Source organism: Paraburkholderia sp. USG1, from assembly GCF_031570135.1.
Taxonomy (GTDB): Bacteria; Pseudomonadota; Gammaproteobacteria; order Burkholderiales; family Burkholderiaceae; genus Paraburkholderia; species Paraburkholderia dioscoreae.
On sequence record NZ_JAMWXW010000002.1, the window covers coordinates 303,279 to 328,795 of the forward strand.

Genomic DNA, 25,517 nt, shown 5'->3' on the forward strand with positions numbered 1-25,517 from the left:
GTCAGAACCCCTCGTTGCGCATCGTCGCCGCGACGCTGAAGGTGAACTTGCCGTTGGCGAAGAACGGCTTGACCAGCGGCGTGAGAAGCGGCCAGATGCAATTGATCTGCAGCACCACAATGTCGCCGGGATTGCCGAACATGCCGGTGCTGTAACTCGTCTGCGTGCTATAGGTTTGGCTCGCCCCGTTGATGGTGATCACGTAGGTGGGCGAGACGAGCGAATAGAGGCCCATCGAACTATTCCTGATCTCCTGCACGACAGCCAGATAACGCTGCTGGTTGGTCGCATTCGGATCGAGATTGGCCTGGCCCGTTACCGAGTAGCGCGCGCCTTCCCGCACCGCGTATTGCATGGTCAGATTGACCCACAGCGCAATGCCGAGATCCATCGCGATACACAGCAGCAGGAATAGCAGCGGTGCGATCAACGCGAATTCGATCGTGGCAACGCCGCGCTGCCTGCGCGTGAGGCCGCGCTTCTTTGCGCGCGCCTCTGCGTTAGCAATGGACTTCCGGCGAGCGGCTTTCATTTCGTCTCCTTGTCCAGCACCGGCACCGCCTTGCCGCCGAAACCCGCACCGCGTCCGGCGTGCACGCGCAGCGGCCAGCAGAACGCTTGCAATAGCGAATGAGGTTGCGCGCCGTCGTCGAGACCGGTGGCCGGCCACTCTTTTCTGGACGGCACCCACTGTGTGTCGAACAGGTGATCCCACAGCGGCAGCAATTGCGTGAAGTTAAGGTCGAAATGCTCGCTGCGGCTCGAATGATGCAGGCGGTGATACTGCGGATTGTTGACCCACGTGATGTAGCGGCCCAGGTCCACGCGCAGATTCAGATGCGCAAAATAATTGCCGACCATGAACACGATCGAGGTCGAACCGACAATCCACGGCTCGACCTTGAACAGCACGCCGACGAGCGGATAGAGCAAACAGCCCCTGATGAAGAATTCCACCCAGTGGTGCCGCCACGTGACCGTGACATTGAACTCGACGGCGCTATGGTGCAGCGAATGCAGCTTCCACAGCACCGGCCACGTGTGCTGCAAACGGTGAAACGCGTATTCGAGCACATCGATGGTCAACAGCACGATCGCGAACGAAGCCAACGCGCCCCACCCGTGCGAATTGAGCACCACCATGCCGCCACCCAACGCATTCACGATCGCAATGCTCGCTGCCGCCGTCAACGGCTTCATTGCTTCCACCATCGCCAGATAGATGCCGGCATAGGCCACGTTGAAGCGCTGCGCGGCGCGCGATTGCAGCCGCGCGGCGGGCCAGCGCCGCTCCAGCGCCGCGCCCACGGCCATCATCACGAGAGCGAGCGCGTACGCGCGCAGCCACAAGCTTGAGTGGTTCAGCAGATCGGGAAGCGGGCTGGATGCGAACATGGGGTTCCCCAGTGAATGCGCGGCGCTCAACCACCCGCCATCGTGTTGATGGCCGGGAACAGCTGGCGCACGATCTGGATCGCCGACGGACCGACCAGCACGGCCAGCAGCGTCGGAAAAATAAAAAACATCAGCGGAAACAGGAGCTTCAAGGCGATCTTGGCAGCCAGTTCTTCCGCGCGCAAGCGGCGTTTGGTGCGCAGGTTGTCGGTATACACACGCAGCGAATCGCCGACGCTGGTGCCGAAGCGGTCCGCCTGGATCAGCATGGCGGCGAGTGTGTCGATGTCTTCCACGCCGGTGCGCAGCGACAGGTTGCGCAACGCCTTGTCGCGTCCCGAGCCGGCGCGCAATTCCAGCAACACCATGTCGAATTCGTCTTTCAGCGCGTGGCTCTTCACGCCGATTTCCTGGGTGACGCGCATCATCGCCGCGTCGAGGCCGAGGCCTGCTTCCACGCACACGGTCATCAGATCGAGCGCATCGGGCAGATCTTCGAAGAGCTTGCGCTGACGGCTTTCAACGAGGCGCGTCATCACGAGATTCGGCAGATAGAAGCCGAGCGCCGACGCGGCCAGCACCGTCAGCAGCAGATAGATACGCTGATCGGCTTCGAAGGCGTTGCCGAAGAAAATCAGCGCCACCGCCGGCAGCGAGAGCGCCAGCACCGTCTTCGCAGCAAAATAGATCGCCGGCGCGGACGGCGTGCGGATGCCCGCATTCGCAAAGCGCAGACGCAGTGCAGACTTGTCCCAGTCCTCTTTCGGCAGCGACAGTCTGGCTACCCGTTCGGACACCTTCGTCACCGTCTCGACCCAGTTCTTCTCGGCGCCGGCATCGGCTTCACTGGCGACGCCCGGCTGCGCGAGTTCCTCGATGCGCCGTTGTACCGGATCGGGCCGCAGCAGCGTCATCGCCTTGAGCGCCGCGCCGAACACGATCAGGAACATCACCCCCAGCATCGCGATCTGTTCTATTTTCATGGTCTGCGGGCAGGCCCGCGCTCCTCGTATCGAACCGCTGGTCTAGATATGGATGCGCACGATCTTGCGCATCCACAAGATGCCGAACAGCATCATGGTGATCGCCACGCCGGCGAGCTGCACGCCGGCCGGGTCTTTCCAGAACACGCTGATATAGCCGGGATTGAGCACCGTCAGCAGCCCGAGAATCGCGAACGGCAACACGGCGAGCACCCAGGCCGACAGGCGTCCTTCCGCCGACAGCACACGCACCTTGCCGAGCAGCTTGAGCCGCTCGCGGATGATGCCGCTGATAGACCCGAGAATCTCCGCCAGATTGCCGCCCGCCTCGCGCTGGATCAGCACGGCGATCACGAAGTAGCGCAGATCCTCGACCGGCACGCGGCTCACCATGTTCAGGAGCGCGTCGTTCATCGAAACGCCGTAGTTGATCTCGTCGAACACCAGCGCGAATTCGCCGCCGAGCGGATCGGGCAGCTCCTGGCCGACCATGCCGAGCGTGGCCGGAAACGAGTGCCCGGCGCGCAGCGCACGGGCGATCAGATCGGCCGCATCGGGCAATTGGCGTTCGAGTTGCAATATGCGCCTCACGCGCTTGCGGCGCACAATCATGGTCGGCAACAGGCCGGCCACCGCGGCGAACACGCCCAGCACCGGCGCGGGCACGTGCAGCACGAAACCGGCAAACGCGCCTGTGAGCGCGCTCAACAACGTATAAGCGATAAAGCGCGCGACCGACCACTTCAGCCCGGATTGCTGCAACTGCCGGTCGAGCGCGTGCACGCGCGGCATGCGCAGCAGCAGGCTGGTGACGAACGGCGAGTCGCTCAGCATGCGCCGCTTGAGAATCGAGAGCTGCTCGCTGCTCACGTTGCCGCCAGCGGAAAGCGCGCGAATACGCTCGTCCATGCGCTTCACGCCCTTGCTATGATGGCTGGTCCAGAACAGATAAACGCCCTCGATGGACAGCACGACCGCGAGAAACGCCAGCACCGCAAAGCCGATAAACGACGTGTTCATGTGCCTCTCCTCAAGCTCGTTGCGCGCTCATACTTCGAAACGCCGTGCCGGATCGAACATCTGGTCCGGCAACACGATGCCGAAGCCCGCCAGCCGGTCGCAGAATTTCGGCCGCACGCCGCTCGCGCAGAAATAGCCTTTAATCAGGCCGTTTTCATCGACACCGGTACGCTTGAACGTGAAAATCTCCTGCATGTTGATGATGTCGCCTTCCATGCCGGTGACTTCCTGAATGCTCATCAGCTTGCGGCGTCCGTCGGTCAGGCGCGAAGCCTGCACCACCACCGTGATCGCCGAGGCGATCTGCTGACGGATCGCCTTGATCGGCATCGTCAGCCCCGCCATGCCGACCATGTTCTCCAGGCGGGTGAGCGCGTCGCGCGGCGTGTTCGCGTGCAGCGTCGCCATCGAGCCTTCGTGGCCGGTGTTCATGGCGTGCAGCATGTCGAGCGCTTCGGCGCCACGCACTTCGCCAAGCACGATGCGGTCCGGGCGCATCCGCAGCGCATTGCGCACCAGCGAGCGCTGCGAGATTTCACCCTTACCTTCGATATTCGGCGGCCGGGTTTCGAGCCGCAGCACATGCTGCTGGCGCATCTGCAATTCGGCCGCGTCTTCGATCGTCACGACTCGCTCGTCCTCGGGAATGAAGCCGGACAGCAGATTGAGCAGCGTGGTCTTGCCGCTGCCCGTGCCACCCGAAATCAGCACGTTCAGCTTCGCCTTGATCAGCGCTTCGAGCAGTTGCGCCATCGCGGGCGTGAAGCTCTGGTTGTTCACCATGTCGGTGACGGTGAGCGGATTCACCGCGAAGCGGCGAATCGACACCAGCGGTCCGTCGATCGCGGACGGCGGAATAATCGCGTTGACGCGCGAGCCGTCGGGCAGGCGCGCATCGACCATCGGCGTGGATTCGTCGATGCGGCGACCCACGCGCGAGACAATGCGCTCGATGATCTTCATGAGATGCGCGTCGTCGTAGAAAGTCACGTCGGTATGTTCGAGACGGCCGCACCGTTCCACGTAGACGTGTTGCGACGTGTTCACCAGAATGTCGGAGATGGTCGGATCGTTGAGCAAGGGTTCGAGCGGACCGAGACCGACCATTTCGTCGTGCACGTCCTGGGCAAGACGCCGGCGCTCGAGTTCATTCATCGGAATCTTGTCTTCGTCGACGATCCGCTCCACCAGTTGCGCGAGTTCACGCCTGATCTGCTCAGGAGACAGGCGTTGCAGCTTGTCGAGCTCCACCCGGTCGATGATCGCCTGATGAATGTTCATCTTGAGCTGCTGATACGCGCGCCGCGCCGCGAGGCTTTCGGCGGCCGCGCCGGCGGCTGCCGCGGGACTGGTGCTGTCGAACGGCAGGGTGCCGCTCTGGATCATCAACTGTTCGCGCAATGACATGGTGCTCTCCGCATTCTTTTCGATGGCAGCCGCGCTTGAACGGATTCAGGCGAGGCTTCCAGACTTCAGTGTCCGGGCTTCAGTTGCGGCGGCGAATTCGGCCGGCCGGGAAAGAGACGCCCAAGCACGCTTTTGCGCGCCACCACGGGCAATGGCCACAACAGCGCGGCCAGTTGCGAAATGCCCTGCGCGAGCGCGCCACCCTTCGCGCCGTTCACGAGCGGCACGCCGTGATTCAACGCTTCGGTCGCCTGCTTTTCGTCGCGCGGCAGATGATGCGCGACCTTCGCGCCGAACGTTTCTTCCAGCGTCGCCAGGTCGATGCGCGCGTTCTTGTCGTACTGGTTGACGATCACCTTCACCTTGCTCGCCGGATAGCCGAGCTCCCTGAAAATGTCGAGCATGCGGCGGCCCGCATGCAGGTACAGAATGTTCTGCCGCACCACCATGCAGATCGAGTCGCTGTGGTCGAGCGCGTGGATCGCGAGCGGATTGATGTTCTGGCCGACATCGATCAGCACCGCGTCGTATTGCTCGCGAACCAGCGTGAGAATCCGTTCGAGATGCGCGGCGCGCAGTTCGCCGGACTTGACCGGATCGCCCGCGCCGGCCAATACGTCGAGATTCGCGTGCACGTGCATCACGCAGGCTTCGAAGAACGCGGCGTCGAGGCGGTCGATCTGCGAGCACAGATCCGCGAGCGTGGCAGGCGGCGCTTTGTCGGCGACCAGCAGACTCGCGTCGGCGAATTGCTGGTTCAGGTCGATCAGCAGTACGCGCTTGTCGCGCAACGCGGCGAGTGCGTAAGCAAGATTGACGGCGATCAATGTGGTGCCGCTGCCGCCCTTGCAGGAAGTGAACGACACCACGCGGCCGTCGCGGCGCACGCCTGCGTGTTTCTTCGCCGAGACGTGGGCGAGCGCGTCGGCGATCTCGCCGTCGTCGAGCGGCCAGGACAGCACGTGCCGTACGCCGACGCGCATTGCCGCCATCAACAGCGTGGTCGACGGCGTGGGCGTCACCAGCATGCAATGAAGATTCGGCAGATGGGACAGCAGTTCCTCGACGCCGCTCAGATCGCGCGGCGTCAACTCGGCGTCGTCGACGATCAGCAGATCGGCGCCCTTGATCGCCGAGGCGTGCACGCGCAACTGCTTCGCCGTACCGTGCAGCGTACGCAGACGAAACGCAATGCCGCTCGCTTCGAGACGCGCCGCGATCAGCGGCGCACGCTCGCTGCTGGACGAAATCAGAAGAGTGTCGATCATGGTCAATCTCCGCTGGCTCCGATCGGAGCCGCCTGGTTGGACTGCATCAGTACCCGCTCGATGAGCCGATGCCGATCGTGAAGTTATTGGTCGGCGCGGGCGGCGCCGTGAACGACTTCGTGTAGCTCTTCTGTGCCGCCGCTGCCGCCTTGCCGTCGATACCCGCGACCGGATCGGTATTGGCCGAGGCTTGCGGGTTGAGCGTCTGCATTTCCTTGATCTGGTTGACCGAGTCGCCGAAGGTCGCGTCCCAGTGCGGCGTTGAGCTCAGGCAACCGGCGAGCGCGGCGCTCAGGCCGGCGCACAGCGCCGTGCGGATCAGTGTTCTGGTGGTTGTCATGTCGATCTCCGGTAGGCCGCGCATTACTGCGAGGCGTGTGAGTCGCTGGTTTCCGGCGCGGCCGGGAGCACCGCCACGGACGCGGCCGCGCTCGGTGCGGGTGCGGGTGCGGGTGCGGGGACCGGTGCCGGTGCCGAAGCCCCCGCAGCAGGAGCGGCGCGCTTCGTGCCTTCCATGTGGCCGGTCAGGTAGACGTTCGCTTCGCTGGCGTCGCCGAAGTTATCGGTAGGCAGCGGATAGTGCTGCGGCAGCGGCTTGGCCAGACGCGGCGTCACGACGAACACCAGTTCGGTCTTGTCCTGCTCGTAGCTCGTGCTGCGGAACAGCGCGCCGAGCACCGGCAATTCCGCGGCGCCGGGCAAGCCCTTGATCGAACCGGTCACGTTGCTCTTCAGGAGGCCGCCGATCGCGAAGCTCTGACCGTCGAACACCTGCAGCGTGGTGGAGGCGCGCCGCGTCGTGATCAACGGCAGGATCGACGTGGTGTTCGAGTTGCCGGCGCTGACCACTACGCCAGTGGACGACAGTTCGGACACTTCCGGCGACACCTTCAGGTTGATGCGGCCACCTTCGAGCACGGTCGGTGTGAAGGTCAGACCGACACCGTACTGCTCCTCCTGCAGCACGATGGTGGTGCCGCCCGAGCCGTTGCTTTGCGGCACCGGAATATAGACCTTGCCGCCTGCGAGGAAACTCGCTTCCTGGCCGCTGATCGCCATCAGATTCGGCTCGGCGAGGATCTTCACGAGTTGATCGGTTTTCTGCGCGTCGATAGCGGCCTTGAGCGGCGAATTGTTCGCTTTCGATGCGGTCAGCGCGCTGAGTCCGCCCGACAGGTAATCGGCCAGCAAGCCGAAGCTCCAGCTGCCAATGCCACCGTTGATGTTGGCCGCCACGCCGAGCTGGTCGATCAGCGTCTTCGAGACTTCGGCGACCTTCACTTCGAGCATGACCTGCTGCGGCGCGGCCACATGCATCATGTTGATGATGCGTTCGCCGCCCGCGCCGCCGAGCGAAGGCGCCGGCATGCCCATCGCGCGCGGTGCGGCGCCGACCGGCAACGGGCCGCTGCCCATCGGCGCGCCGCCTTGCAACGCAGTGGTCGGACGGGCCACGAAGGCGCGCGCCAGTTCGAGCACGCGGTCGGCCTTGACCGCGTCGGAGACCGTGCCGGTGAGCACCAGGGTGTCGGCGGCCGCCTTCACCTGAATACCGGTTTCCTCGGGCATCAGCGCGGCGAGGGTTTGTTGCAGACCGCCCGGATCCGCGCCGACACTCACGTCGATGATCGTGCAGGAGCCGCTGCGCCCCTGCACGATCATGTTGGTGGTGCCGACGTCGGAGCCGAGCAGATAAAGTGTTTGCGGCGACACGAGCATGGCCTGCACGATCGACGGATTGCCGACGGTGCGGCTCTTCACCGGTTCGCGCACATCGACCATCGCGGATTTGCCGACCGGGATCGTCACCGAGCTATGTTCGGCAACCGGGCCGGTGCAATTCGGTCCGCGGCCGCCTTGCTGCGCGCCGCCGGAATAAGCACCCGGACCCATGCCGCTCGCGGCGATGGTCAGATGCACGGAACCGTTCGACGCCACCGTGAGCGGCATGTCCGGCAGTCCGGGCGCGTTTGCCATGCCCGCCACTGCCGCATTCTGGCCGGCTGCTTGCGCCACCGGCAGCATGGTCAGGTACAGGCCGAGCAGCACACCGGCGCAAGCTTCGGCGATCCGGGTGCGGCCGCGCGGCGAGTGCGAATCCGCTTTGCGTGGGCCGAGCGGGTGCTGCGGCGCGCTAGCGCGCTGAGTGGTTCTGGCGTTCATGTCCTACCCCCGTTATATGCCGCATTTTTTTACGTGCTGGTCTGGATGTCAGTCACGCATCGGTCACGGCTTGCAGGCTCGAGCCTGTCAAAAGCATTCCTGTCTTGCGTCGGCGCCGTCGAGTACCCGCACGCAGTTGGCCGGTGCGTGCGCCACGACTTTGCGCACGATGTGCACCGGCTTCGGTTCGGGCACCGGCGCCACGGCCACCGGCGTTTTCAGCAGCGTGGCCTTGGTGGCGCCGGCCGTGTCGATCGCCTGCGGATCGATCTGATTGCGCAATACCAGAGACAGCGTGCCGATGCTGCGTGCAAGGTCGATCTTCTCAGCCTGTTCCGGCGACACTTCGAGCGTCACCGCATCGACCACTTTCGGCTTGGTCTCGTCGCGGCCCACTTCCTGCGCGACCGCCAGCACGAGAATTTTTTCGAGCACGATCTTCGAGATGTTCTGATCGCGCTGGGTGCCCGGATCGCGGGCATCCTTCTGCGTGTTGACGATGATGTCGACGTAATTGCCCGGCAGCGCAAAGCCCGCCACGCCGATCACGTCGTTCACGCGCACCGTGATGGCGCGCTTGCCTTCGCCGATTACCGCCGAGAGGCCGCCGAGCGTGCCGACCGGCGTGAGCTTCGCCTCGAGAACCGGCTCGCCGTGCAGCAGGCTTTCCTTCAGCACGCGGCCGTCGAGTTTCTGGATGTCGGTGAACGATCCGGGCGGCACGCTGTTGGACGGCCACTCGGTGAGCTTGAGGAAATCCGGGCCGATCCGTTGACCGAGATTGATGTCGGTTGCCGCCACCACGACTTTGGTCGTGGCATTCGACGACTGCGAGACCATCCAGCGAGAAGCGAACACCACCGCGGTGAGGCCCGCCAGCGTCGCGATCAGCAGCATGGTTACAGCGCGCGCGTTTTTCATTTTCAACCCCCGAATTTTTGTCCTGCCCCGGCACGCGTCACACGCTGGCGAACAGCACGCATGCGCTGCCTATTGCTATCGCGACGCCGTACGGCATGGTCCCCGTCGCACTGCTTTCAGCCACACTGCCCGACCTTCGCCGCGCGCCGTTTCCCGGCGTCGCGCAGTCGATCAGGAGTGCCGCCATTCCACTCAGCCCGGCGCACATCTGGCGGCGCCGCAGCCATATGGCGAGCGACCCGATTGCACCGATTACACAGGTCGCCAAACCAATTTCGAGTGCGCCGTAAGCGCCGCAGAAGGCGCCGATTGCCGCCATCAGCTTTACGTCGCCCGCGCCCAACAGTCGCATTGCGTAGCCCGGCAGGAAAATTGCGCCACCGGCCAGCATGCCGCCCAACCACATCGTCATTCCCTCGACAGCGCCGTGCGTGAACCACTGCACCGGCATCGCCGCGATCAATCCTGCCGCCACCAGCCAGTTAGGAATCCGGCGCGTTTGCATGTCCCACAGTGCGGCGACGAATACCAGCGTCATCACGCACGGTCCAACCGGAAAAGGAACCCCGTTCATTGCCCGCTCCGTTCTGAGGATCGAATTGCCCTTCTTTGCTGGAGTCGATTCGTTCGGCGCGGGGCCGTCGCTACCCTATCCCGAAGGACCATCGAGGCAGGGCGAGCGAGCGGCTTTGCGCCTCTGGCCGTGTCAGGCGCCGGCCGGGTTGGCCACGCCGTTCAACGCGTTCTGCACATACGTGAACACGTTGTTCAGCTTGCTGCCGACCGTAGTGATCGTCGCAATGATCGCCACTGCGATCAGACCGGCCAGCAGGCCGTATTCGATCGCTGCAACGCCGTCTTCTTCGCGCAGAAATTGTTGGATCGTGTTCTTCATGCTAACCCCCGTAGAGTGAAAGTTGACTTCGGTTCATGCCGCTTGCAGCTGCCTGAAAAACAGGTGTGCCGAAGCGGCGTTCAAGCCCGTCACGAGGACGGAAAAAGTGGCGAGGTCAGCGCTTTACGTCGTCACGATCACGGTTGGCCGATACCCCGTATCGATTGCCTGTGTCGTTGTTTATCGACATCCGTTTTTCGTTGGCCCCGCCGCACCCCCGTAAAACGCGTGGACCTCCCCGAACGCGATTCACGAAGACTGTTGCTGCTGCCGGGAAACTATTGCCGCCTGTCTATCTCTTTGCCGCTTCCCGGCTGCAGCGTATTTCGCTGTATGACTCGCTATTTGCAACGGCTGTGCCATGCGGTGTCAAAGCCTTGCTGCGTAATGATCTGAGATTTGGCGGGGGGTGCTTCGGGGAGTTCGCAACACGCGATGACTCGGATTTGAGACGCCGGAAAGTGCCGTGGCGGAGTCTTCTAAACATGCAGGAGGGCTTATTTCCGGAGGGCGGAAAACCCTTAGGATCATTGACTGGCAATAGTTTGGCGGATCACCGGTCAAATATGCCCGCACCCGCGCCGATGAAGTAGCTTTTACTCGGTGCGGTCCGACATGTAGCAGGCATGAGACGAACGATCGATGAGCGGCAGCATGGCAGCGGACGCAAAAGCGGCACTCGTCTGCCTGCCTATGTGGGGTCGCGCACATTGCGCGATTGACGGCGGATCACTCCATCGCACGGGTTTGCGATGAAGCCCTTCAGATCGATGCCGCGCCAGCAATTTTTCGACTATGCCGCGATAAACGCGTGGACGCTGCGCAACGCCTTACCGGGAGCGCGTGTCGCAACGGTCCGGACTGCTACACGGCGTCATGGATTTGCGTAAGGACAAGAAAACCACCACTCGTCATGTGCGAAATGACGAACGCGATAGAACGGAGCCGCAACGCGTCCGTTTTCATTCAGCCTTGCAAGGCAGACCCAAAAGAATTGGGTCCGCCAACAACGTTGGCCCCGACGTTTATCGCGCCGGTAAGCGCGTTCACGCGAGACACGATTGAATCTCGCGTACGGCCTGGGATCCGTCGATCAATGAACGTGCTGCACACCCGCGGCCAGCGTCCGCGTTCCCGGCACCACAAGACTTGCCATCAACGTGACTACCGAAGCGCCGATCACGTAATACGCCGGTGCCGCGAGCGACCCGGTCTCGCGGATCAGAACCGTGGCGAGCAGAGGCGCAAAGCCGCTGAACGCGACCACGGCAACGTTATACGACAGCGCAATGCCGCTGAAGCGGATCTGCACGGGGAAGTGATCGGCGAGCACCGACGCCCACGTACCGCTTGCCAGCGAAAACACCAGCGCCGCCAGCACGAATAGCACGACGGGGTCGACCGTATGATTGCTGAGCGCGACATAGAACGGATAACTCAGCACGATCAGCAACAAGGCGGACAAGCGCAGCAGATGCCGGCGCGGGACTCGGTCGCCCAGCCATCCGGCGAATAGCAGCCCGAACGAACTGACGACGAGGTAAGCGTTCTGCGCAATCGCCGCCGTGCGCGGCGCATAGTGCAGTTGCTGAACGAGAAACGCCGGCATGTGGCCGTACAGAATGCCGTTCACGCCGGCCATCACCGCGATCGACATCACGCCGGCCAGCACCGCTCTGCTGTGGTTGCGCAGCGTTTCACGAAACGGCTGTTTCGCGACCGCGCCTTGCATCTGCTCGAATTCGGGCGACTCGTCGAGATTGCGCCGCATCCAGTACGACACGATCCCGCACGCGCCGCCGAACAGGAACGCGATGCGCCATCCGTAGGCGGCGGCGTCGGCGCTGGAGAGAAAGGTTTGCACGGCGAGGTTCACGAGCGTCGCCAGCAACACACCGACATTGACCGCGCAGATGATGATCCCCGCAGCCAGTCCTGCGCGCTCGGGCGCGGCCTCCACGGCATAGGTGATGGCGCCGGGCATCTCGCCGCCCACGCAAAATCCTTGCAGCATGCGCAGCACGATGAGCAGGATCGACGCGGTGACGCCCCAGCTCTGATAGCTGGGCAGAAGGCCGAGGCAGATCGTGGCCGCCGTCACGACGACGATGGAGACGAGGAACACCGGCCGGCGCCCATAGCGATCTCCCCAACTGCTCAGGACGATACCGCCGAGCGGACGGATCACATAGCCGACCGCAAGAACGGAAAACGAGAACAGCAAACTGATCAGCGAAGACGCGTTGGGAAAGAACTGTGCGGCAATGTAATGCGCAAAGAACCCGTAGACGATGAAATCGTAAAACTCCAGCGAGCCGCCAAGACTCGCGATGAGGATCATCTTCCACTGCGCGCGTGAGATGCCGCGAGACGCGCTACGCTGCGCCGCGCCGGGTTCGTGCTGGGATGTTTCCATTGACTCCTCCGATAGGATTGTCTGGCTTCTGCTGGCCAGTACTGATGTGAGTGCCGGCAATACCTTTACGCGTGTTCGGTCTGCAAACCCGCGAAAACGTGCGACAGCAATGCGTGCAGTGACGCTTCGTCGTGAGCCGCGCCGTGTATGTACCGATCCGGCCTGATAAGCACGGCGCTCGCACCGATCTGCGCGAGCCACGCCCGGACCGCTGCGGAACCATCGGCGACGAGCGCCATGTCAGCGAGCGCCGCGCGTTCGGCGAGGCCGGGATGGTCAAGCAAAGTCTGCGGCAACATGACGAGCGCGAACCGGTAGCCGACGGCGTCATCGAGCAGACGTCCGTCGGAGAGTCTCGGCTGCGCGGCGATAGTCCCGGCCAGTGGCTGAGCGGGGCCAAGATGCGCGCCTTCGCCCAACCTCGGCTGCGGAGTGACGAAATTGCGGACCGCGCGGGTCGCGTCGCCGGTTTCGCCGGTTTCGCCCGCGGCAGAATCGGGACCGGCAGCGTGCAAAGGCGTCGTCTGGATCACCGCGCCGAGTTGCACAGCGGTCTCGATGAACTCGCGCACATGCGGAGAGCGTTCCGATTCGTAGGTATCGAGCAGCGCGCCGTCCGCTTCGCCGCGAATCACCGCAGCGAGTTTCCACGCAAGGTTGCTCGCGTCGCGGATGCCGGCCGCCATGCCCTGCCCCATGAACGGCGGCGTCTGATGCGCGGCGTCGCCGGCGAGCAGGAGGCGCGCGTTGCGCCAGCCTTTCGCCACCACCGAGTGAAACGTGTAGACCGCGGAACGTTCGAGCGTTGCATCGGCCGGAGTCACCCAGCGAGCGAGCTTGTCCCATAGCCACTCGGATGACGAAAGCCTCGACGTATCGTCGCCGGGCATGACCATCAGTTCCCACCGGCGGCGATTGTTCGGCCCGCGCGTATAGGTGCTCGGCCGCCTGGGGTCGCAATACTGGATCGAGTAGTCGCCGAGATCCGGGCGCGGCTTGTCGAGCAGCACATCCACGACGACCCAGCGCTCGTGCGACTTGAGATCGTCGAGTTCGGTGCCCATGAAGCGACGCACGATGGAGCGCGCGCCATCGCAGCCCACCACGTAACGCGCGGTCGCTCGTCCGAGCTTGCCCGTGCGGGTGTCTTCAAAGCGAAGCGCAACGCCGTTGGTGGTCTGATCAAGCGCGAAGGCTTCGTGCCGCAGACGAACGTCGATGTGCGGCTGCCTGGCAAGTTGCGCGCGCAGCGCGCGTTCCAGATCGGGCTGATGGAACTTGTAGCTCGCGCACCAGCCGAGCGGACCGACTCCGGTAGGCCGCGGCCAGTCGATCAGCAACTGGCCGGCCGCGTTGACGAACTTCATGCCGGGCCCGACGAACAGGTTGGGCAGCAAGGTCTCGGAGAGACCGATGGTCTGGAATACGCGCATGCATTCCGCGTCGAAGTGCACGGCACGCGGCAGCGCGAAGATGTCCTGGTCCCGTTCGAGCACCAGCACGCGCAAGCCGTCGAGGGCGAGCAGGTTGGCGAGCGTGGCCCCGGTCGGACCCAGGCCGATCACGGCGACGTCGTAGTCGCACGCGTCAGGGTTGGGGATGGGCTGTGACATGGATATCTGCCTTCAATGATGGGCCGGCGCGGCGCTGCGAACATGCGCGCGCGCCGGCCGGACGCGCTCAGAGTTCGTCGGCGACCGGGTTGGACAGAATGCCGACACGGTCCACTTCGACCTCGACCACGTCGCCCGCTTTCATGAAGAGCGGCGGATTGCGCTTGGCGCCCACGCCGCCCGGCGTGCCGGTCACGATCACGTCGCCGGGTGCGAGCGGCGTGAAAGTGGACAGATAGGCGATCTGGCTGGCAATGCCGTGAATCAGCATGTCGGTCGTCGCGCGCTGCACTTCCTGTCCGTTCAGCCGCGTGGTCAGCGTCAGCGTGGCGTTGGGCTCGATCTCGTCGCTCGTCACCATCCACGGACCGAATGCACCGGTGCGATAGAAGTTCTTGCCCGGCCCCCACTGCCCGGTGTGGCGCTGCCAGTCGCGAATCGATCCGTCGTTGTAGCAGGCGTAGCCCGCAATGTGATCCCACGCGCTCTGCTCGGCAATGCGCCGCCCGCCTTTGCCGATGATCACGGCAATCTCGCCTTCATAGTCGAACTGCGTCGACTCCGGCGGCCGCAGCATCGGCTGGCCGGAGCCGATCTGCGAGGCCGGCACGCGCATGAAGATCACGGGGTGCTCGGTCGTCTCGCGGTTGGTCTCTTTCACATGCTCCGCGTAGTTGAGGCCGACACAGAAAATCTGCCCGGGGTTCGGAATGACCGGCAACAGCGTCACCTCGGCCAGCGGATAGTCGCTCGCGCCGCTGTCGGCGAGGCGGCGCGCTTCGTCGAATGCATCCGCGGCGATCAGTGCCTTGAGGTCGGCGAAGCGTCCGTTCAGGCGCTTGCCAAGGTCGATCACTGTCTGATCGCGAACGATGCCGAAGGACGGCCCTTCATGGGTGGAAAAGCTGACGAGTTTCATGTTGCTCCGTGGATAAAAACAGATGATGGTCAAGAAAATTTATGCATTTGTTTTTGCATATTTATCGTTATTTGAGAATACACTTATAAAAACAGGTTTCACAAGACACTTTTTATCAGGGTTTATCACTACCAAGGGGGACGACATGACATCGACGAAGACAAGGCGCCCCGGGCTGTCGCTCAGCCACATGGGCTTTTACGTGAGCGACATGGCACGGGTCGAAGACTTCTACACGCGCGTGCTGGAGTTCACCGTGACCGACCGCGGCAGTCTGTCGACGCCGCATGGCGATGTGCGGCTCGTGTTTCTGAGCCGGGATCCGGCCGTGCATCATCAGATCGTGCTGGCGAGCGGCAGGCCCGAGCACCTCGCGTTCAATCCGATCAACCAGATCTCGTTCGAGGCGGACAGCCTTGCGTCGCTAAAGCGCTTCTACCGGCGTTTTATCGAAGAGGACGCGAAGGAGATCACGCCGGTCACGCACGGCAACGCGATCTCGTTCTACGCGCGAGATCCGGAGGGAAACCGGCTGGAACTGTTTATCGACACGCCGTGGTACGTGGATCAGCCAATGCGCGTGGCGGTGGATTTCTCGCTACCCGATGCGCAACTGATGGAATCGGTGGAACATCATGCGCGCGGCTTGCCGGGCTTTCGCCCGCGCGCGGAGTGGGAAGCGGAGATGGCGGAGCGCATGGGCATCGCTTGATGCGTGGCGCTGCCGTTGCGTGAACCTGTGTGATGCTGCGGGGCAGCGCCGCGCTGCCGTTGCCCGACACTACTGGCGTTGGTGCCGACACCGGTGCCGGCCGCACGCTCAGCCGGAAATGACGGCTCGCGTTCGCTGCGACGTGCGGGCGGCGGCTTCGCGGATCAACTCGACGAGCCGCTCCAGGTTCACGAATTCGAGCCGCGGCGTCGGCACGATCAGCGCGAGCGAGCCGACGGCTTCGCCCTGATCGTCGGTGAAAAGCGGCGCGGCAATGGCCGAGACGCCTGATTCGAGCTCGCCCTTCGACAGATAGAAGCCCGCCCGGCGAATCTTGTGCAAGGCGGCACGGAAGTCTTCGAAGCTCGGGCCCAGCCCGCTCGTTGCAATGTCGGCGGCGTGCCGCTCGAACAGCAGCGCGAGCTTCGCCTTCGGGAAAGTGGAAAGAATGGCTTTCGGCGCGGCGCCGAGAAACAGTGGCCGGGGACGCCCGCGCCCATAACGCAGATCGAGCTTCGAATCGAGGCTCTCGCGATGCGTATCCACCAACTCGTCGCCGTACCAGCGCGACATCACCACATCGAAGCCGGAATGCTCGCTCAGTTCGCGCATGATGGGTTGCCCCACTTTCAGCAGCGGATCGGACATGCGCAGGTTGTAGTCGAGCTTGATGATGCGCGGACCCAGCCCGTATTCGCCACCGGAGAACCGCACCAGCATGCCGGACTCGACCAGCTCACGCACATAGCGATAGGCCGTGGGAATCGAGCAGTCGAGCTCGGCGGCCACTTCTTCCGCGGAGAGAAAGGGGCGCCCCTCCGAAAAGAGTTCGAGTATGGAGAGAAGCTTGGCGATGCTCGACATCGAGGAGATTGCCTTCCGGGTGGGGTCGCGGAATTATAGCCCTCAGCCCGCGGCGACGACGCCGATACGCAGGGCTTCGCCACCCGCCGCGATCGCGAGCAGGATGTCGACGTTCGGGTGCGCGCCCGGCCGGTTACGCGCGTCGGCCGTGTGCTCGGCGAACACGACGAGGCCGTGCGCGGCCGCTTTGGCGTCGAGCGTGCCGAATGTCTGCTGCAGATAGTTGTACACCGCGAGCGAGCCCTGCTTGCCCGGCTTGTTCTCGATGCTGGCGACCACGGCGCCCTTGCCGTCGATCAGATCGATACGCGCGATGCCCTCGATGCCTGGCATCTGCGCGAGGTTGTCCTTGAATACGTTGCCCGGTTGGATCATTGGAAACACTCCTTCTATTCGGAAAATGACAGCGCGGGCCGTATCTTATCCGATAGGGTGTCGTTCGATCACCGGGCGCAAAGCCATCACGGCGTCCAGCGATACACCACCATGCTGGAGCCGTTGTAGTTGTCTTTCGTGATCACGTACTCGCCCGCGGCTCGGAGATACGCGCGCAGACCGTACATCGAATCGACGTCGTTGCCGACATCCACGGTTGCCGGACTCGAATTGATCAGCGTGGTGACGAGTTGACCGGTAGTGAGATTGAAGGCGTCGATATTGGGCACCGTATGCACGTAGCCGACGAACAGATAATTGCCCGCCGCTGTGATCGACTTGGGATTGGCGCTGGTGAGATTGATCACCGGGTCAGGCCGCGTGGTATTGCCCGCGCTCCAGCCGTGATACACCTCGATTCTCGACTGCATTGCCGTCCAGTCCCAGCTTCCGGCAATACCCTGCGCGAGAATCATGGTGTCGCTTTCGGCGAGGTAGATGATGCGCGTAAGCGGCCGGATGCTCTGCGGAATGGAAATGGTGACCGCCGGACCCCATGCCGGTTTTCCATTGCCGTCGAAGCCGGTCAGCGGATAGTGGTAAATGTGATTCGTCCGGTCAAGGCCGGCCCACACGTCGCCCCTGCTGTCGATGCAGAAACCGCCCGTGACCTGGACGTTCGTATTGAACGCCGTGCCTGGAATCGATGCATCCGGTATCGCGATGTAGCCGCTCGCTGGATTGAAATGGAAAAAGTAGAAGATGCCGGGGTTCTGTCCGGACGCCACCAGAATCCGGTTCCCGCCGACCGTGACCAGTTGGCCGAAATGTTCGTCGCGCTGCGTGTCGTTCATGTTCAGGCGCGGGTCGGACGGATACGTGAACGGATCGACCGTGTTCGCCACGAACGTGCCGCCCGCCGTGCCGGTGTAAATATGCGTGCCGCTATAGAAGTAGGCGCCGTCAGTCGATGGGTCCGGCGCCGCCACCGCTTCGAAATTGAGGGACTGCAGCTTCCATTCGAGATTGCCGGCCGTGTCGTATGCATGAAGATCGGTGGCGCCATTGCGGCCGAGATCCCAGCCGCCGCCCCAAGGATTGTTCAGCACATACAGGTTGCCGGCGGCGTCCTTGCCGATACCGACCACGCGTGTGAAGCGCTTGTCGCCCACCTGCCCCTTGATCCCGCTGGTCGTGTCGAGATAACCGCCCTGAATGCCGAACGTGCCGGCCAACGTCGGCGTGCCCGCGATGGCGTAGCGCTTGATGTTCATGTCCGGTCCCTGGTCGCCGACCATCAGTTGCCCGGACGCTGCATCGAAATAAAGCGCGGAAGGCCGCGATGCAGCCGGCATCTGAATGGTGTTCAGCAGAGTCCCTGCCGGATTGAATTCGACAATTGCACCGGCGCTCTGCTGCGCGACCCAGAGATTGCCGGCGCTATCCAGCGCGAGTGCGCCCGGACTCGATACGTTGATGTCCCGCTGCCAGACGCCGTCGGTCGTGAAGATCCGCACGCGATTGCCGAAGAAGTCGCTCGCATACAGCAGTGAGCCCGCGGTCGCGAGGCCGGTGATGACATCCGCATGCGGTATGCCCGTCCACACGCTGACGGGAATGATCAGATCGCGCGTCTGCGTGGCCCGGTTGTAGCGTCCCACCGAACCACTGCCGAACGACTTGTTGTACTGCAATGCTGCGAAGATCGACGTGGCGTTGCCGGTTATGGCACTGCCCTGAAAGTCGGCATGTGTTCCGATCGAGCCAATGCTCTGGCCATTCTGGTAGATCGCGACGCCGCCCTCGTTTTCGTCCCACAGCGAAGCCGTGTAAATGACGCCTTCAGGCGCGACCCACATTGAGCGCGCGGTGTTTCCCACGTGTCCCGCGAGCGTGCCGAACGTGTTTGCCAACCAGTCGGTGGTGTATTGCGCCTGACAGGTCTGCGCGACCATGACCATCATTGCGCATAAGACGACACTGATTCGATGCTTGATCATGGGTAAAGCTCTCCGCACGACTATTCCTCGCCAATTTGACCCGACGGATGTAACGACAGGGGATTGATATGAAAATATCTTGTTGAGTAGACAGGACAATCCATACAGCGCAGATACAAATAAAAAAAGATAAAAAAAAGAAACTTCACGGCTGTTTTCTCCGGCGTGCTCCGCGCCACGGCGCAATCACGCGGAGATTGCCGGCGACGTCATTTCAGCGACCGTTTTTACCGATGCGCGCCGCGTGCAATTACCCCTCTTTTCCGCTCTTTACCGATAACTGAACTCAGGCGCACAATCTCTGCGGATATCGCGGTCCGCCGCCGCTACCTGATCTTTCAGGTTGTCCGTACCGGCGCGATATCCGGCGGTAAGCTCACCACGGGCGCCATGCGCACTCTCTATTCGGAAAGCACAATGAGCAATAAATCGTCAAGCAGACTTGAAGACCTGATGGCAGGCGGCAGCCGTCACCATCAGATTTTCCCAAGGCTCGATGAAGCCCAGTTTGCTGTGCTGGAGCGCTACGGCGAACGGCGCCGGCTGAAAGCGGGCGACATCCTGTTCGCCGAAGGCGACCGGCACATTCCCATGTTCACCATCGTCTCGGGAACCATCGAGGCAACGAGAGGCGCCGGCGACAAGCGCCACGTTCTGGGCGAGCACGGCCCCGGCAGCTTTACCGGCGAAGTGGGCACGCTCGCGGGCCGCGGCGCGGTCGCAACGGCGCGCGCCACCAGCGACTGCGAAGTGATCGTGATCGACGAGGAATCGCTACGGGCGCTCGTGGTCGCGGAAGCGCAGTTGAGCGAGACGATCATGCGGGCCTATATTCTGCGGCGCGTCGCATTCATTCAGGACGAGCACGGCGGGCTCCTGGTGATCGGCAGTTCGGCGTCCTGGCCCACGCTAGCCCTGCGGCATTTTTTGAGCCGCAATGCCCAGCCTTTCGCCTACTTCGATATCGTCGAGCACGAGGCAGCGCACGCACTTCTCGAGCGTTATGACGCAACCGAAGCCGACATTCCGGTGATCATCACCCAGCAAGGCACCGTACTCCGGCAGCCGACCAACCGGGCAGTGGCGGATGCGATCGGCCTGAGTCCCGACAGGTTGAATGGCGAGCGGTTCGATGTGGTCGTGGTCGGTGCGGGACCGGCCGGTCTCGCGGCCGCGGTCTACGCAGCATCCGAAGGATTGAGGGTGGCGGTTCTCGACACCAAGGCACCGGGCGGCCAGGCCGGCACCAGTTCGAAGATTGAAAATTACTTCGGATTCCCGACCGGAATTTCCGGTCAGGCGCTCGCCGGCCGCGGCCTGTCGCAATGCCGGAAATTCGGCGCCGAAGTCGGCGTACCGATCGAAGTACTCGGCATTGAATGCGAGGGCGCGCCGCCCTTTCATCTGCGCCTCAATTACGACGAGCACGTGTATGCCAGTTCGGTCGTCATCGCGACCGGCGCGCGCTACCGAAAACCGCTGCTGGCGCGCCTCGAACAATTCGAAGGCCGCGGCATCTACTACAGCGCGACGTTCATGGAAGCCGCGTTCTGCAACAACGAAGAAGTGGTGATCGTAGGCGGCGGAAATTCAGCCGGCCAGGCCGCCGTATTTCTCTCAGGACTTGCGCGTCACGTGCATATCGCGATTCGCGGCGACGGGCTCAACGCGAGCATGTCGAACTATCTGATCAGGCGGATCGAAGCGACGGCGAACATCACCGTTCATCCGCGCACGCAGATTGTCCAGCTGAACGGCGAAACGCAACTCGAATCGATCAAATGGGACACGCAGGGATACATTGAGGAGAAACCGATCCGCCATGTGTTCCTGTTTCTCGGTGCTCAACCGAATACCGGCTGGCTCGGCGATTGCGTTGCGCTCGACAGGAACGGCTTTGTGCTCACGGGCCCCGATGCGGTTCACCAGTGGCCGTCCGACCGCGCTCCATACTATCTGGAGACCAGCCGGCCCGGCATCTTCGCCGTGGGCGACGTTCGCAGCGGCTCGGTGAAGCGCGTCGCGGCCGCCGTTGGCGAAGGCGCCGCCGCGATCCAGTCGCTTCATCAATATCTGGCACTCAATCGCTGAGGTTCAGTGAGTGGCGCCCGGTGATGCGGGAAGGCGGATACGTCTAACGCTGATTCCTTAACGTCAGACGCGCTTCGAGGCCGCCGCCGGGACGGTTGTGCAGAGACAGCGTCGCGTCCATCGCCAAGGCAAGCTGCCGCGCAATGGCAAGGCCCAGCCCCGTGCCTCCCGTGTCGCGATTACGCGATGCTTCGAGCCTGTAGAACGGCTCGAACACCGCTTCCAGCGACTGCGCCGGTATGCCGGGGCCGCGGTCGAGCACTGCGATCAACGTCTGCCCGTCGGGCGATGCGCTCACCGTGATCTCGGCCGCGCCGCCGAACTTCAGCGCGTTGTCCACCAGGTTGCCCAATATGCGGCGCATTGCCTGCGGACGCGTCATCAGCGAAACGCCGAACCGTCCCTGCAGGCTAACCGCCTGGCCGGCGTCGACGTAGTCGCACACGAGGCTGTCGAGCAGCGCGTCGGGATCGACCCGGCACGGCACTTCTGTTGCGCCGTGCAGCGTTCGCGCGTACGTCACGCCCTCCTTTACCAGGCTTTCCATCTCGTGCAGATCCTGACGCAGCTTCGCGCCCTGCTCGTCGTCGTCCATCACGTCGATGCGCAGACGCATCCGCGTGATCGGCGTTTGCAGATCGTGAGAAATCGCCGCCAGAATCTGCATGCGTTCAGTCATGTAAGTGGCAATGCGGTCCTGCATGGCGTTGAAGGCGCGCGCGGCGCGCGACACTTCCGACGGTCCGTCCTCCGGCAGGCGCGCCGCCTTCAGGTCGGGGCCGAGCGTATCCGCGGCGAGCGCCAATTGATGCAGTGGGCGCGTGGCGAGCCGCACCGCCAGCCAGCAGCACGCGACCAGCACCGCCAGTTGCAACGCGAGCACGAGCGGTAGCCAGCGCGATAACGGCGCGCCCGCCATGGGGCGCATATCGATCGTCAGCGGCGAGCCGTCGCTCAGTCGCAGATGAACCTGCAGGCGCTCCTTGTCGCCGGGAACCGCATTCACCGTCAGCGGGTAGCGAGTGCCGATACCGTCCGCGATGGATTGCGCGACGCGCGCGGACAGACGCGCATCGACCGGTCCGCCGGTCATGCCGGGCCCGAGAATGAACTCGTAGCTGCGCCGCGCGAGGCGCGGCAGCCACTGCACACGTTCGCCCGGCGGCAAATGATCGAGCAGCGCCACCGAACTGCTCACTTCGCGCTCGATGTAGCCCATCATCACGTTGGTCATGGTCTGATCGCGCTCGGTCAGCGTAAGCCAGAACGACAGCGTCTGCGCCAACGCGAGGCCGACGAAAAGAATCAGCGCGAGCCGCGCGAACAATGTACGCGGCCAGCGCAGCCATGACCAACGGCTCATTGCGGATCCCCGATCGCAGTCACCGCCGCGGAAAACACATAACCCTCGCTGCGCAGCGTCTTGATGTAACGCGGTTCGCGCGCGACGTCGCGCAAGCGCTGACGCAAACGGCTCACCATCAGATCGATCGAACGGTCGAACTGATCGGCCTGGCGTCCTTGCGTGAGATTGAGCAACTGGTCGCGCGTCAGCACCCGTTGCGGATGATCGAGAAACACACGCAGCAAGCGGTACTCGGCGCCGCTCAGTGCAACCATAGTGCCTTCTGCGTCGAGCAGATGGCGCGCGGTGGTGTCGAGGCGCCAGTCGCCGAAGGCCAGCATGGGCGCCGATTCCGTCACCTGCATGCCGGGCGGCAACATGCGCGCGCGCCGCAGCACGGCGCGAATCCGCGCGAGCAGTTCACGCACGGCGAACGGCTTGGGCAGGTAATCGTCGGCGCCCATCTCCAGGCCCACGATGCGGTCGGCTTCCTCGTTGCGTGCGGTCAGCATCACCACGGGCACTGAGCGGAATTTGCCCGCACGCAGTTCACGGCACAACACCAGACCGTCCTCGCCGGGCATCATCAGATCCAGCACGATCAGATCGGGCGCGCCTTGCTCCAGCGCCGCGCGCATCTGGCGTCCGTTCGCCGCGAGCGAGACGCGCATGCCGTTCTTCTCGAGGTATCCGGCGAGCAGTTCGCGAATGCCGCGGTCGTCGTCGACAATCAGCACGTGGTCGATGGTTTCCATCAATGCATCATCTCTTTTGGCGTTTTATCTGCGCCCGGCTCGCATTGAGCAGCGAACAGTGCGCCGGGTGCGCCAGTTCGGCGGCAAGGCCGCCGGAAACGAATACGAGGATTGCCAGCAGGCGTCTCATGCGTCCTCCAGCACGGAAAGGCTGGCGCCGTCGGCAAGCCCGGCTTCCAGACTATACGGATCGACGCCTTCCAGGCAACCGATGTTGACCCGCCACTGCTGCGGATCTTTGCGCGTCTGATGAAACGGATAAATACCGCAGTGCTTGCAGAAATAATGCCGGGCCACTCGCGTGTTGAATTGATAAAGCGTCAGCGCGTCTTCACCGCTCAGAATCTTTAACTGGCTCGCCGGGAACAGCGGCGTCATCAATGCGCCCTTGCGCCGGCACAAGCTGCAGTTGCAGCGGCCGGCAGGGACGATCGCGACGTGAACTTCGAATCTGACGGCTCCGCAGTGACAGGATCCTTGCAGCAAATCGGCGCTCATGGTGCTCTCCGCGATTGGCAATGCCTGCTTTATAGCCTGGCGCGCACGGCGATTTGTGTCGCAGTGTATCTGGACGCCGGGCGGATACACAACATTGCACTCGCGCGGGTCGGGCGACACAAAAATGTATTCGCGGATTCCGACGATACACACGATTGCAATTCGCCGATTCCCTCACACATGCCAGATACGCAGGCACGGTTCAATACATCAACGCCGCTTTTCAGAAGCTATCGCATGACCGCAAGTGCTGGCTTCTGTCCAAAGCGCGAAAGAACGAGCGACTCAGTATTCGACGAGAATGGTCACGCGCCGGTTCGCGGCTCGTGCGGCTGCGTCGTCGCCGATAATCAAGGGAAAATTGTCGGCGCGGCCAATAGCAGCCATCCTGTGCGCTTCTATGCCTTTGTCCGCAAAGAAGCGCACCACCGCGCCGGCCCGTGCAGAAGACAGCTCCCAGTTGGATTCGTATTTCGCCGTGGAGATGGGCACATTGTCCGTGTGCCCTTCAACGAGAATGTTGTTCTTCGACCGGTCCCGCAGTACGCCGGCAATCTGGTTCAACACCTCGAATGATTCCGGCAGTAAGCGCGCGTCGCCCGAGTTGAACAGAATCTTGGCGTTGATAGCGATTTCAACGCCTTGAGCGGCGTTTGAAATCGCGATCTGGCGCTTGTCCTGAAGCGGCGCCAGCAGAGCGAGCAACCGCTTCTTCGAGACATCCGGCGCAGAGGGCATGGCATTGGACGGTTGGGCGTTGCCGGCAGACGCCGCCTCAGTTAAAGCGTGGCGCTCGAGCGCCTTGATTTCGAGCTCCCTCGTTTTGGCCAACTGCAGCACATACAGAGCAAGAAACAACACCATTAGCGTGGTGATGAGGTCGGCGTAGGAAATCAGCCAGCGTCCAGACTGCTCCTCGCTTTCGCCGGCGGCATCATAGCCGGTCTTATTCGCCATGAGGCGTTTGTTACCCGAAGAGATATCCATACCCGAAGAGCCTGCGTTCGAAATTGCGTATGATTCGCGCCGTGCCGCTCGCTACCTGTACGGCCAAAACCGGTTAGCCCAGCAACTCAGCCGATCTTTCCCGTACATCGCCCGCAAGCCGCGTTTCGATTGTGTGAGGTGACTCCTTGCGCGAGATTGCGAGCAAACCGTCGAGATATAAACGCCTGAAACGCAATTCGCTATCCACCTGCGCCCTGATCTTTCCGTACAACGGCAGAAAGACGAGATTCGCCAAAGCAAGGCCGTACAGCGTCGCAACGAAGGCCATCGCGATACCTTGCCCGAGTTGCGCGGGTTCGAGCAGATGACCGGTTACCTGAATCAGACCGAGTACCGCGCCCAGAATACCGAATGTCGGCGCATAACCGCCAGCCTGTTGCCAGATTCGCGCAGCCGCCATGTGATTGCGCTCATAGGCAAGCAATTCCCGCTGCAAAGCGTCTTCGAGCACCGCGGTCGATACGCCGTTTGCCAGCAACTCCAACCCTCTCTGGGCAAACGGATTGATGCCGCCCGCCCCGATCGATTCGAACACCAGCATGCCGTTGAGCTTGGCCTGATCGCCCCACTCCAGCAGGACCGCCAGGGTCTCGCGGTCCACCTGTCTCGCCTTCACGAAAGCCAGACGCAGTTGCTTCAGGCCGTCGTAAAACCTCGCCCAGGTGTTCTGGATCATCACCGCGCCGAAAGTGCCGCCAACAACGATGACGAAAGCTTCCAACTGGAACAGCGAAGTAAAGTGGCCGCCCTCGAGAGAGAAGCCCACGACGATTGCCGTCACGCCGAACACCGCGCCAAAAAGCGTCAGAAGATCCATACGTCCTCTCGAATGGCCGCTCGCGCCACCGAACCCCGAAGTAAACATTGCA

25 protein-coding genes are annotated in these 25,517 nt (G+C 62.8%); 2 read left to right on the forward strand and 23 right to left on the reverse strand.

What is annotated here, in order from left to right; all coding sequences use genetic code 11:
• Nucleotide 1: 1 nt before the first annotated feature.
• The 14 genes from NE850_RS03865 to NE850_RS03930 all read right to left on the reverse strand — a co-directional run bounded on the left by NE850_RS03865 (nucleotide 2) and on the right by NE850_RS03930 (nucleotide 15,000).
• Complete coding sequence (locus tag NE850_RS03865; protein ID WP_007177814.1) at nucleotides 2–532, reverse strand: TadE/TadG family type IV pilus assembly protein; 531 nt, start codon at nucleotides 530–532, stop codon at nucleotides 2–4.
• Nucleotides 529–1,395 (reverse strand): sterol desaturase family protein, encoded by an 867-nt coding sequence (locus tag NE850_RS03870; RefSeq protein WP_165188696.1) that lies wholly within the window; start codon nucleotides 1,393–1,395, stop codon nucleotides 529–531. The genes NE850_RS03865 and NE850_RS03870 overlap by 4 nt, the downstream gene beginning before the upstream one ends.
• Nucleotides 1,396–1,421: 26 nt before the next feature.
• Nucleotides 1,422–2,378: a type II secretion system F family protein gene (locus NE850_RS03875; RefSeq protein ID WP_310698447.1), complete on the reverse strand. Its 957-nt coding sequence runs from the start codon at nucleotides 2,376–2,378 to the stop codon at nucleotides 1,422–1,424.
• 42 nt (nucleotides 2,379–2,420) lie between these two features.
• Nucleotides 2,421–3,398: a type II secretion system F family protein gene (locus NE850_RS03880; RefSeq protein WP_007177817.1), complete on the reverse strand. Its 978-nt coding sequence runs from the start codon at nucleotides 3,396–3,398 to the stop codon at nucleotides 2,421–2,423.
• A 27-nt stretch (nucleotides 3,399–3,425) separates the two neighbouring features.
• Complete coding sequence (locus tag NE850_RS03885) at nucleotides 3,426–4,805, reverse strand: CpaF family protein (protein WP_165188700.1); 1,380 nt, start codon at nucleotides 4,803–4,805, stop codon at nucleotides 3,426–3,428.
• A gap of 65 nt (nucleotides 4,806–4,870) precedes the next feature.
• Nucleotides 4,871–6,073, reverse strand: a complete 1,203-nt coding sequence (locus tag NE850_RS03890; protein ID WP_007177819.1) for an AAA family ATPase — start codon at nucleotides 6,071–6,073, stop codon at nucleotides 4,871–4,873.
• 46 nt (nucleotides 6,074–6,119) lie between these two features.
• On the reverse strand, nucleotides 6,120–6,413 hold the full coding sequence (locus NE850_RS03895; RefSeq protein WP_007177820.1) for a hypothetical protein: 294 nt from the start codon (nucleotides 6,411–6,413) through the stop codon (nucleotides 6,120–6,122).
• Nucleotides 6,414–6,436: 23 nt separating this feature from the next.
• Nucleotides 6,437–8,236 (reverse strand): type II and III secretion system protein family protein, encoded by a 1,800-nt coding sequence (locus NE850_RS03900; RefSeq protein WP_310698448.1) that lies wholly within the window; start codon nucleotides 8,234–8,236, stop codon nucleotides 6,437–6,439.
• A gap of 87 nt (nucleotides 8,237–8,323) precedes the next feature.
• Nucleotides 8,324–9,157 (reverse strand): Flp pilus assembly protein CpaB, encoded by an 834-nt coding sequence (gene cpaB, locus NE850_RS03905; RefSeq protein ID WP_035516734.1) that lies wholly within the window; start codon nucleotides 9,155–9,157, stop codon nucleotides 8,324–8,326.
• Between the two features lie 37 nt (nucleotides 9,158–9,194).
• Entirely contained in the window at nucleotides 9,195–9,731 is a 537-nt protein-coding gene (locus NE850_RS03910; RefSeq protein WP_007177823.1) for a prepilin peptidase, read from the reverse strand.
• 132 nt (nucleotides 9,732–9,863) lie between these two features.
• On the reverse strand, nucleotides 9,864–10,052 hold the full coding sequence (locus tag NE850_RS03915; protein WP_007177824.1) for a Flp family type IVb pilin: 189 nt from the start codon (nucleotides 10,050–10,052) through the stop codon (nucleotides 9,864–9,866).
• A gap of 1,093 nt (nucleotides 10,053–11,145) precedes the next feature.
• A complete protein-coding gene (locus NE850_RS03920; protein ID WP_007177825.1) occupies nucleotides 11,146–12,468 on the reverse strand; it encodes an MFS transporter in 1,323 nt (440 codons plus the stop codon).
• A 65-nt stretch (nucleotides 12,469–12,533) separates the two neighbouring features.
• On the reverse strand, nucleotides 12,534–14,081 hold the full coding sequence (locus tag NE850_RS03925; protein ID WP_165188706.1) for a bifunctional 3-(3-hydroxy-phenyl)propionate/3-hydroxycinnamic acid hydroxylase: 1,548 nt from the start codon (nucleotides 14,079–14,081) through the stop codon (nucleotides 12,534–12,536).
• Nucleotides 14,082–14,148: 67 nt separating this feature from the next.
• The gene (locus NE850_RS03930) at nucleotides 14,149–15,000 is read right to left on the reverse strand and encodes a fumarylacetoacetate hydrolase family protein (protein ID WP_007177827.1); all 852 of its coding nucleotides are present in this window, start codon (nucleotides 14,998–15,000) and stop codon (nucleotides 14,149–14,151) included.
• 145 nt (nucleotides 15,001–15,145) lie between these two features.
• On the opposite strand from NE850_RS03930, the gene NE850_RS03935 reads away from it, so the two are divergent.
• On the forward strand, nucleotides 15,146–15,712 hold the full coding sequence (locus NE850_RS03935; RefSeq protein WP_007177828.1) for a VOC family protein: 567 nt from the start codon (nucleotides 15,146–15,148) through the stop codon (nucleotides 15,710–15,712).
• 108 nt (nucleotides 15,713–15,820) lie between these two features.
• Here NE850_RS03935 and NE850_RS03940 read toward each other — a convergent pair whose 3' ends face one another.
• From NE850_RS03940 to NE850_RS03950, 3 genes are all read right to left on the reverse strand, one after another.
• Complete coding sequence (locus NE850_RS03940) at nucleotides 15,821–16,576, reverse strand: IclR family transcriptional regulator (RefSeq protein ID WP_007177829.1); 756 nt, start codon at nucleotides 16,574–16,576, stop codon at nucleotides 15,821–15,823.
• A gap of 42 nt (nucleotides 16,577–16,618) precedes the next feature.
• On the reverse strand, nucleotides 16,619–16,951 hold the full coding sequence (locus NE850_RS03945; protein ID WP_007177830.1) for a DUF2322 family protein: 333 nt from the start codon (nucleotides 16,949–16,951) through the stop codon (nucleotides 16,619–16,621).
• An 86-nt stretch (nucleotides 16,952–17,037) separates the two neighbouring features.
• On the reverse strand, nucleotides 17,038–18,951 hold the full coding sequence (locus NE850_RS03950; protein WP_007177831.1) for an SMP-30/gluconolactonase/LRE family protein: 1,914 nt from the start codon (nucleotides 18,949–18,951) through the stop codon (nucleotides 17,038–17,040).
• 417 nt (nucleotides 18,952–19,368) lie between these two features.
• Between NE850_RS03950 and NE850_RS03955 the strand changes: the two genes are divergently transcribed.
• The gene (locus NE850_RS03955) at nucleotides 19,369–21,042 is read left to right on the forward strand and encodes a cyclic nucleotide-binding domain-containing thioredoxin-disulfide reductase (protein ID WP_007177832.1); all 1,674 of its coding nucleotides are present in this window, start codon (nucleotides 19,369–19,371) and stop codon (nucleotides 21,040–21,042) included.
• A gap of 43 nt (nucleotides 21,043–21,085) precedes the next feature.
• Here NE850_RS03955 and NE850_RS03960 read toward each other — a convergent pair whose 3' ends face one another.
• From NE850_RS03960 to NE850_RS03985, 6 genes are all read right to left on the reverse strand, one after another.
• Nucleotides 21,086–22,405, reverse strand: coding sequence for a HAMP domain-containing sensor histidine kinase (locus tag NE850_RS03960; RefSeq protein ID WP_007177833.1), 1,320 nt, complete (start codon nucleotides 22,403–22,405; stop codon nucleotides 21,086–21,088).
• Entirely contained in the window at nucleotides 22,402–23,142 is a 741-nt protein-coding gene (locus NE850_RS03965) for a response regulator (RefSeq protein WP_007177834.1), read from the reverse strand. Before NE850_RS03965 ends, NE850_RS03960 begins: the two co-directional genes overlap by 4 nt.
• 7 nt (nucleotides 23,143–23,149) lie before the next feature.
• Nucleotides 23,150–23,272, reverse strand: coding sequence for a hypothetical protein (locus NE850_RS03970; protein ID WP_310698449.1), 123 nt, complete (start codon nucleotides 23,270–23,272; stop codon nucleotides 23,150–23,152).
• Nucleotides 23,269–23,640, reverse strand: a complete 372-nt coding sequence (locus tag NE850_RS03975) for a GFA family protein (protein WP_007177836.1) — start codon at nucleotides 23,638–23,640, stop codon at nucleotides 23,269–23,271. The genes NE850_RS03970 and NE850_RS03975 overlap by 4 nt, the downstream gene beginning before the upstream one ends.
• A gap of 285 nt (nucleotides 23,641–23,925) precedes the next feature.
• Nucleotides 23,926–24,627: an OmpA family protein gene (locus tag NE850_RS03980; RefSeq protein WP_007177837.1), complete on the reverse strand. Its 702-nt coding sequence runs from the start codon at nucleotides 24,625–24,627 to the stop codon at nucleotides 23,926–23,928.
• Nucleotides 24,628–24,700: 73 nt separating this feature from the next.
• Entirely contained in the window at nucleotides 24,701–25,465 is a 765-nt protein-coding gene (locus tag NE850_RS03985; protein WP_007177838.1) for a flagellar motor protein, read from the reverse strand.
• Nucleotides 25,466–25,517: the final 52 nt, after the last annotated feature.

Coding starts and splice junctions, on each gene's coding strand:
- NE850_RS03865 (WP_007177814.1), bottom strand. CDS start 532: ATGAAAGCCGCTCGCCGGAAGTCCATTGCTAACGCAGAGGCGCGCGCA.
- NE850_RS03870 (WP_165188696.1), bottom strand. CDS start 1,395: ATGTTCGCATCCAGCCCGCTTCCCGATCTGCTGAACCACTCAAGCTTG.
- NE850_RS03875 (WP_310698447.1), bottom strand. CDS start 2,378: ATGAAAATAGAACAGATCGCGATGCTGGGGGTGATGTTCCTGATCGTG.
- NE850_RS03880 (WP_007177817.1), bottom strand. CDS start 3,398: ATGAACACGTCGTTTATCGGCTTTGCGGTGCTGGCGTTTCTCGCGGTC.
- NE850_RS03885 (WP_165188700.1), bottom strand. CDS start 4,805: ATGTCATTGCGCGAACAGTTGATGATCCAGAGCGGCACCCTGCCGTTC.
- NE850_RS03890 (WP_007177819.1), bottom strand. CDS start 6,073: ATGATCGACACTCTTCTGATTTCGTCCAGCAGCGAGCGTGCGCCGCTG.
- NE850_RS03895 (WP_007177820.1), bottom strand. CDS start 6,413: ATGACAACCACCAGAACACTGATCCGCACGGCGCTGTGCGCCGGCCTG.
- NE850_RS03900 (WP_310698448.1), bottom strand. CDS start 8,236: ATGAACGCCAGAACCACTCAGCGCGCTAGCGCGCCGCAGCACCCGCTC.
- cpaB (WP_035516734.1), bottom strand. CDS start 9,157: ATGAAAAACGCGCGCGCTGTAACCATGCTGCTGATCGCGACGCTGGCG.
- NE850_RS03910 (WP_007177823.1), bottom strand. CDS start 9,731: ATGAACGGGGTTCCTTTTCCGGTTGGACCGTGCGTGATGACGCTGGTA.
- NE850_RS03915 (WP_007177824.1), bottom strand. CDS start 10,052: ATGAAGAACACGATCCAACAATTTCTGCGCGAAGAAGACGGCGTTGCA.
- NE850_RS03920 (WP_007177825.1), bottom strand. CDS start 12,468: ATGGAAACATCCCAGCACGAACCCGGCGCGGCGCAGCGTAGCGCGTCT.
- NE850_RS03925 (WP_165188706.1), bottom strand. CDS start 14,081: ATGTCACAGCCCATCCCCAACCCTGACGCGTGCGACTACGACGTCGCC.
- NE850_RS03930 (WP_007177827.1), bottom strand. CDS start 15,000: ATGAAACTCGTCAGCTTTTCCACCCATGAAGGGCCGTCCTTCGGCATC.
- NE850_RS03935 (WP_007177828.1), top strand. CDS start 15,146: ATGACATCGACGAAGACAAGGCGCCCCGGGCTGTCGCTCAGCCACATG.
- NE850_RS03940 (WP_007177829.1), bottom strand. CDS start 16,576: ATGTCGAGCATCGCCAAGCTTCTCTCCATACTCGAACTCTTTTCGGAG.
- NE850_RS03945 (WP_007177830.1), bottom strand. CDS start 16,951: ATGATCCAACCGGGCAACGTATTCAAGGACAACCTCGCGCAGATGCCA.
- NE850_RS03950 (WP_007177831.1), bottom strand. CDS start 18,951: ATGATCAAGCATCGAATCAGTGTCGTCTTATGCGCAATGATGGTCATG.
- NE850_RS03955 (WP_007177832.1), top strand. CDS start 19,369: ATGAGCAATAAATCGTCAAGCAGACTTGAAGACCTGATGGCAGGCGGC.
- NE850_RS03960 (WP_007177833.1), bottom strand. CDS start 22,405: ATGAGCCGTTGGTCATGGCTGCGCTGGCCGCGTACATTGTTCGCGCGG.
- NE850_RS03965 (WP_007177834.1), bottom strand. CDS start 23,142: ATGGAAACCATCGACCACGTGCTGATTGTCGACGACGACCGCGGCATT.
- NE850_RS03970 (WP_310698449.1), bottom strand. CDS start 23,272: ATGAGACGCCTGCTGGCAATCCTCGTATTCGTTTCCGGCGGCCTTGCC.
- NE850_RS03975 (WP_007177836.1), bottom strand. CDS start 23,640: ATGAGCGCCGATTTGCTGCAAGGATCCTGTCACTGCGGAGCCGTCAGA.
- NE850_RS03980 (WP_007177837.1), bottom strand. CDS start 24,627: ATGGATATCTCTTCGGGTAACAAACGCCTCATGGCGAATAAGACCGGC.
- NE850_RS03985 (WP_007177838.1), bottom strand. CDS start 25,465: ATGGATCTTCTGACGCTTTTTGGCGCGGTGTTCGGCGTGACGGCAATC.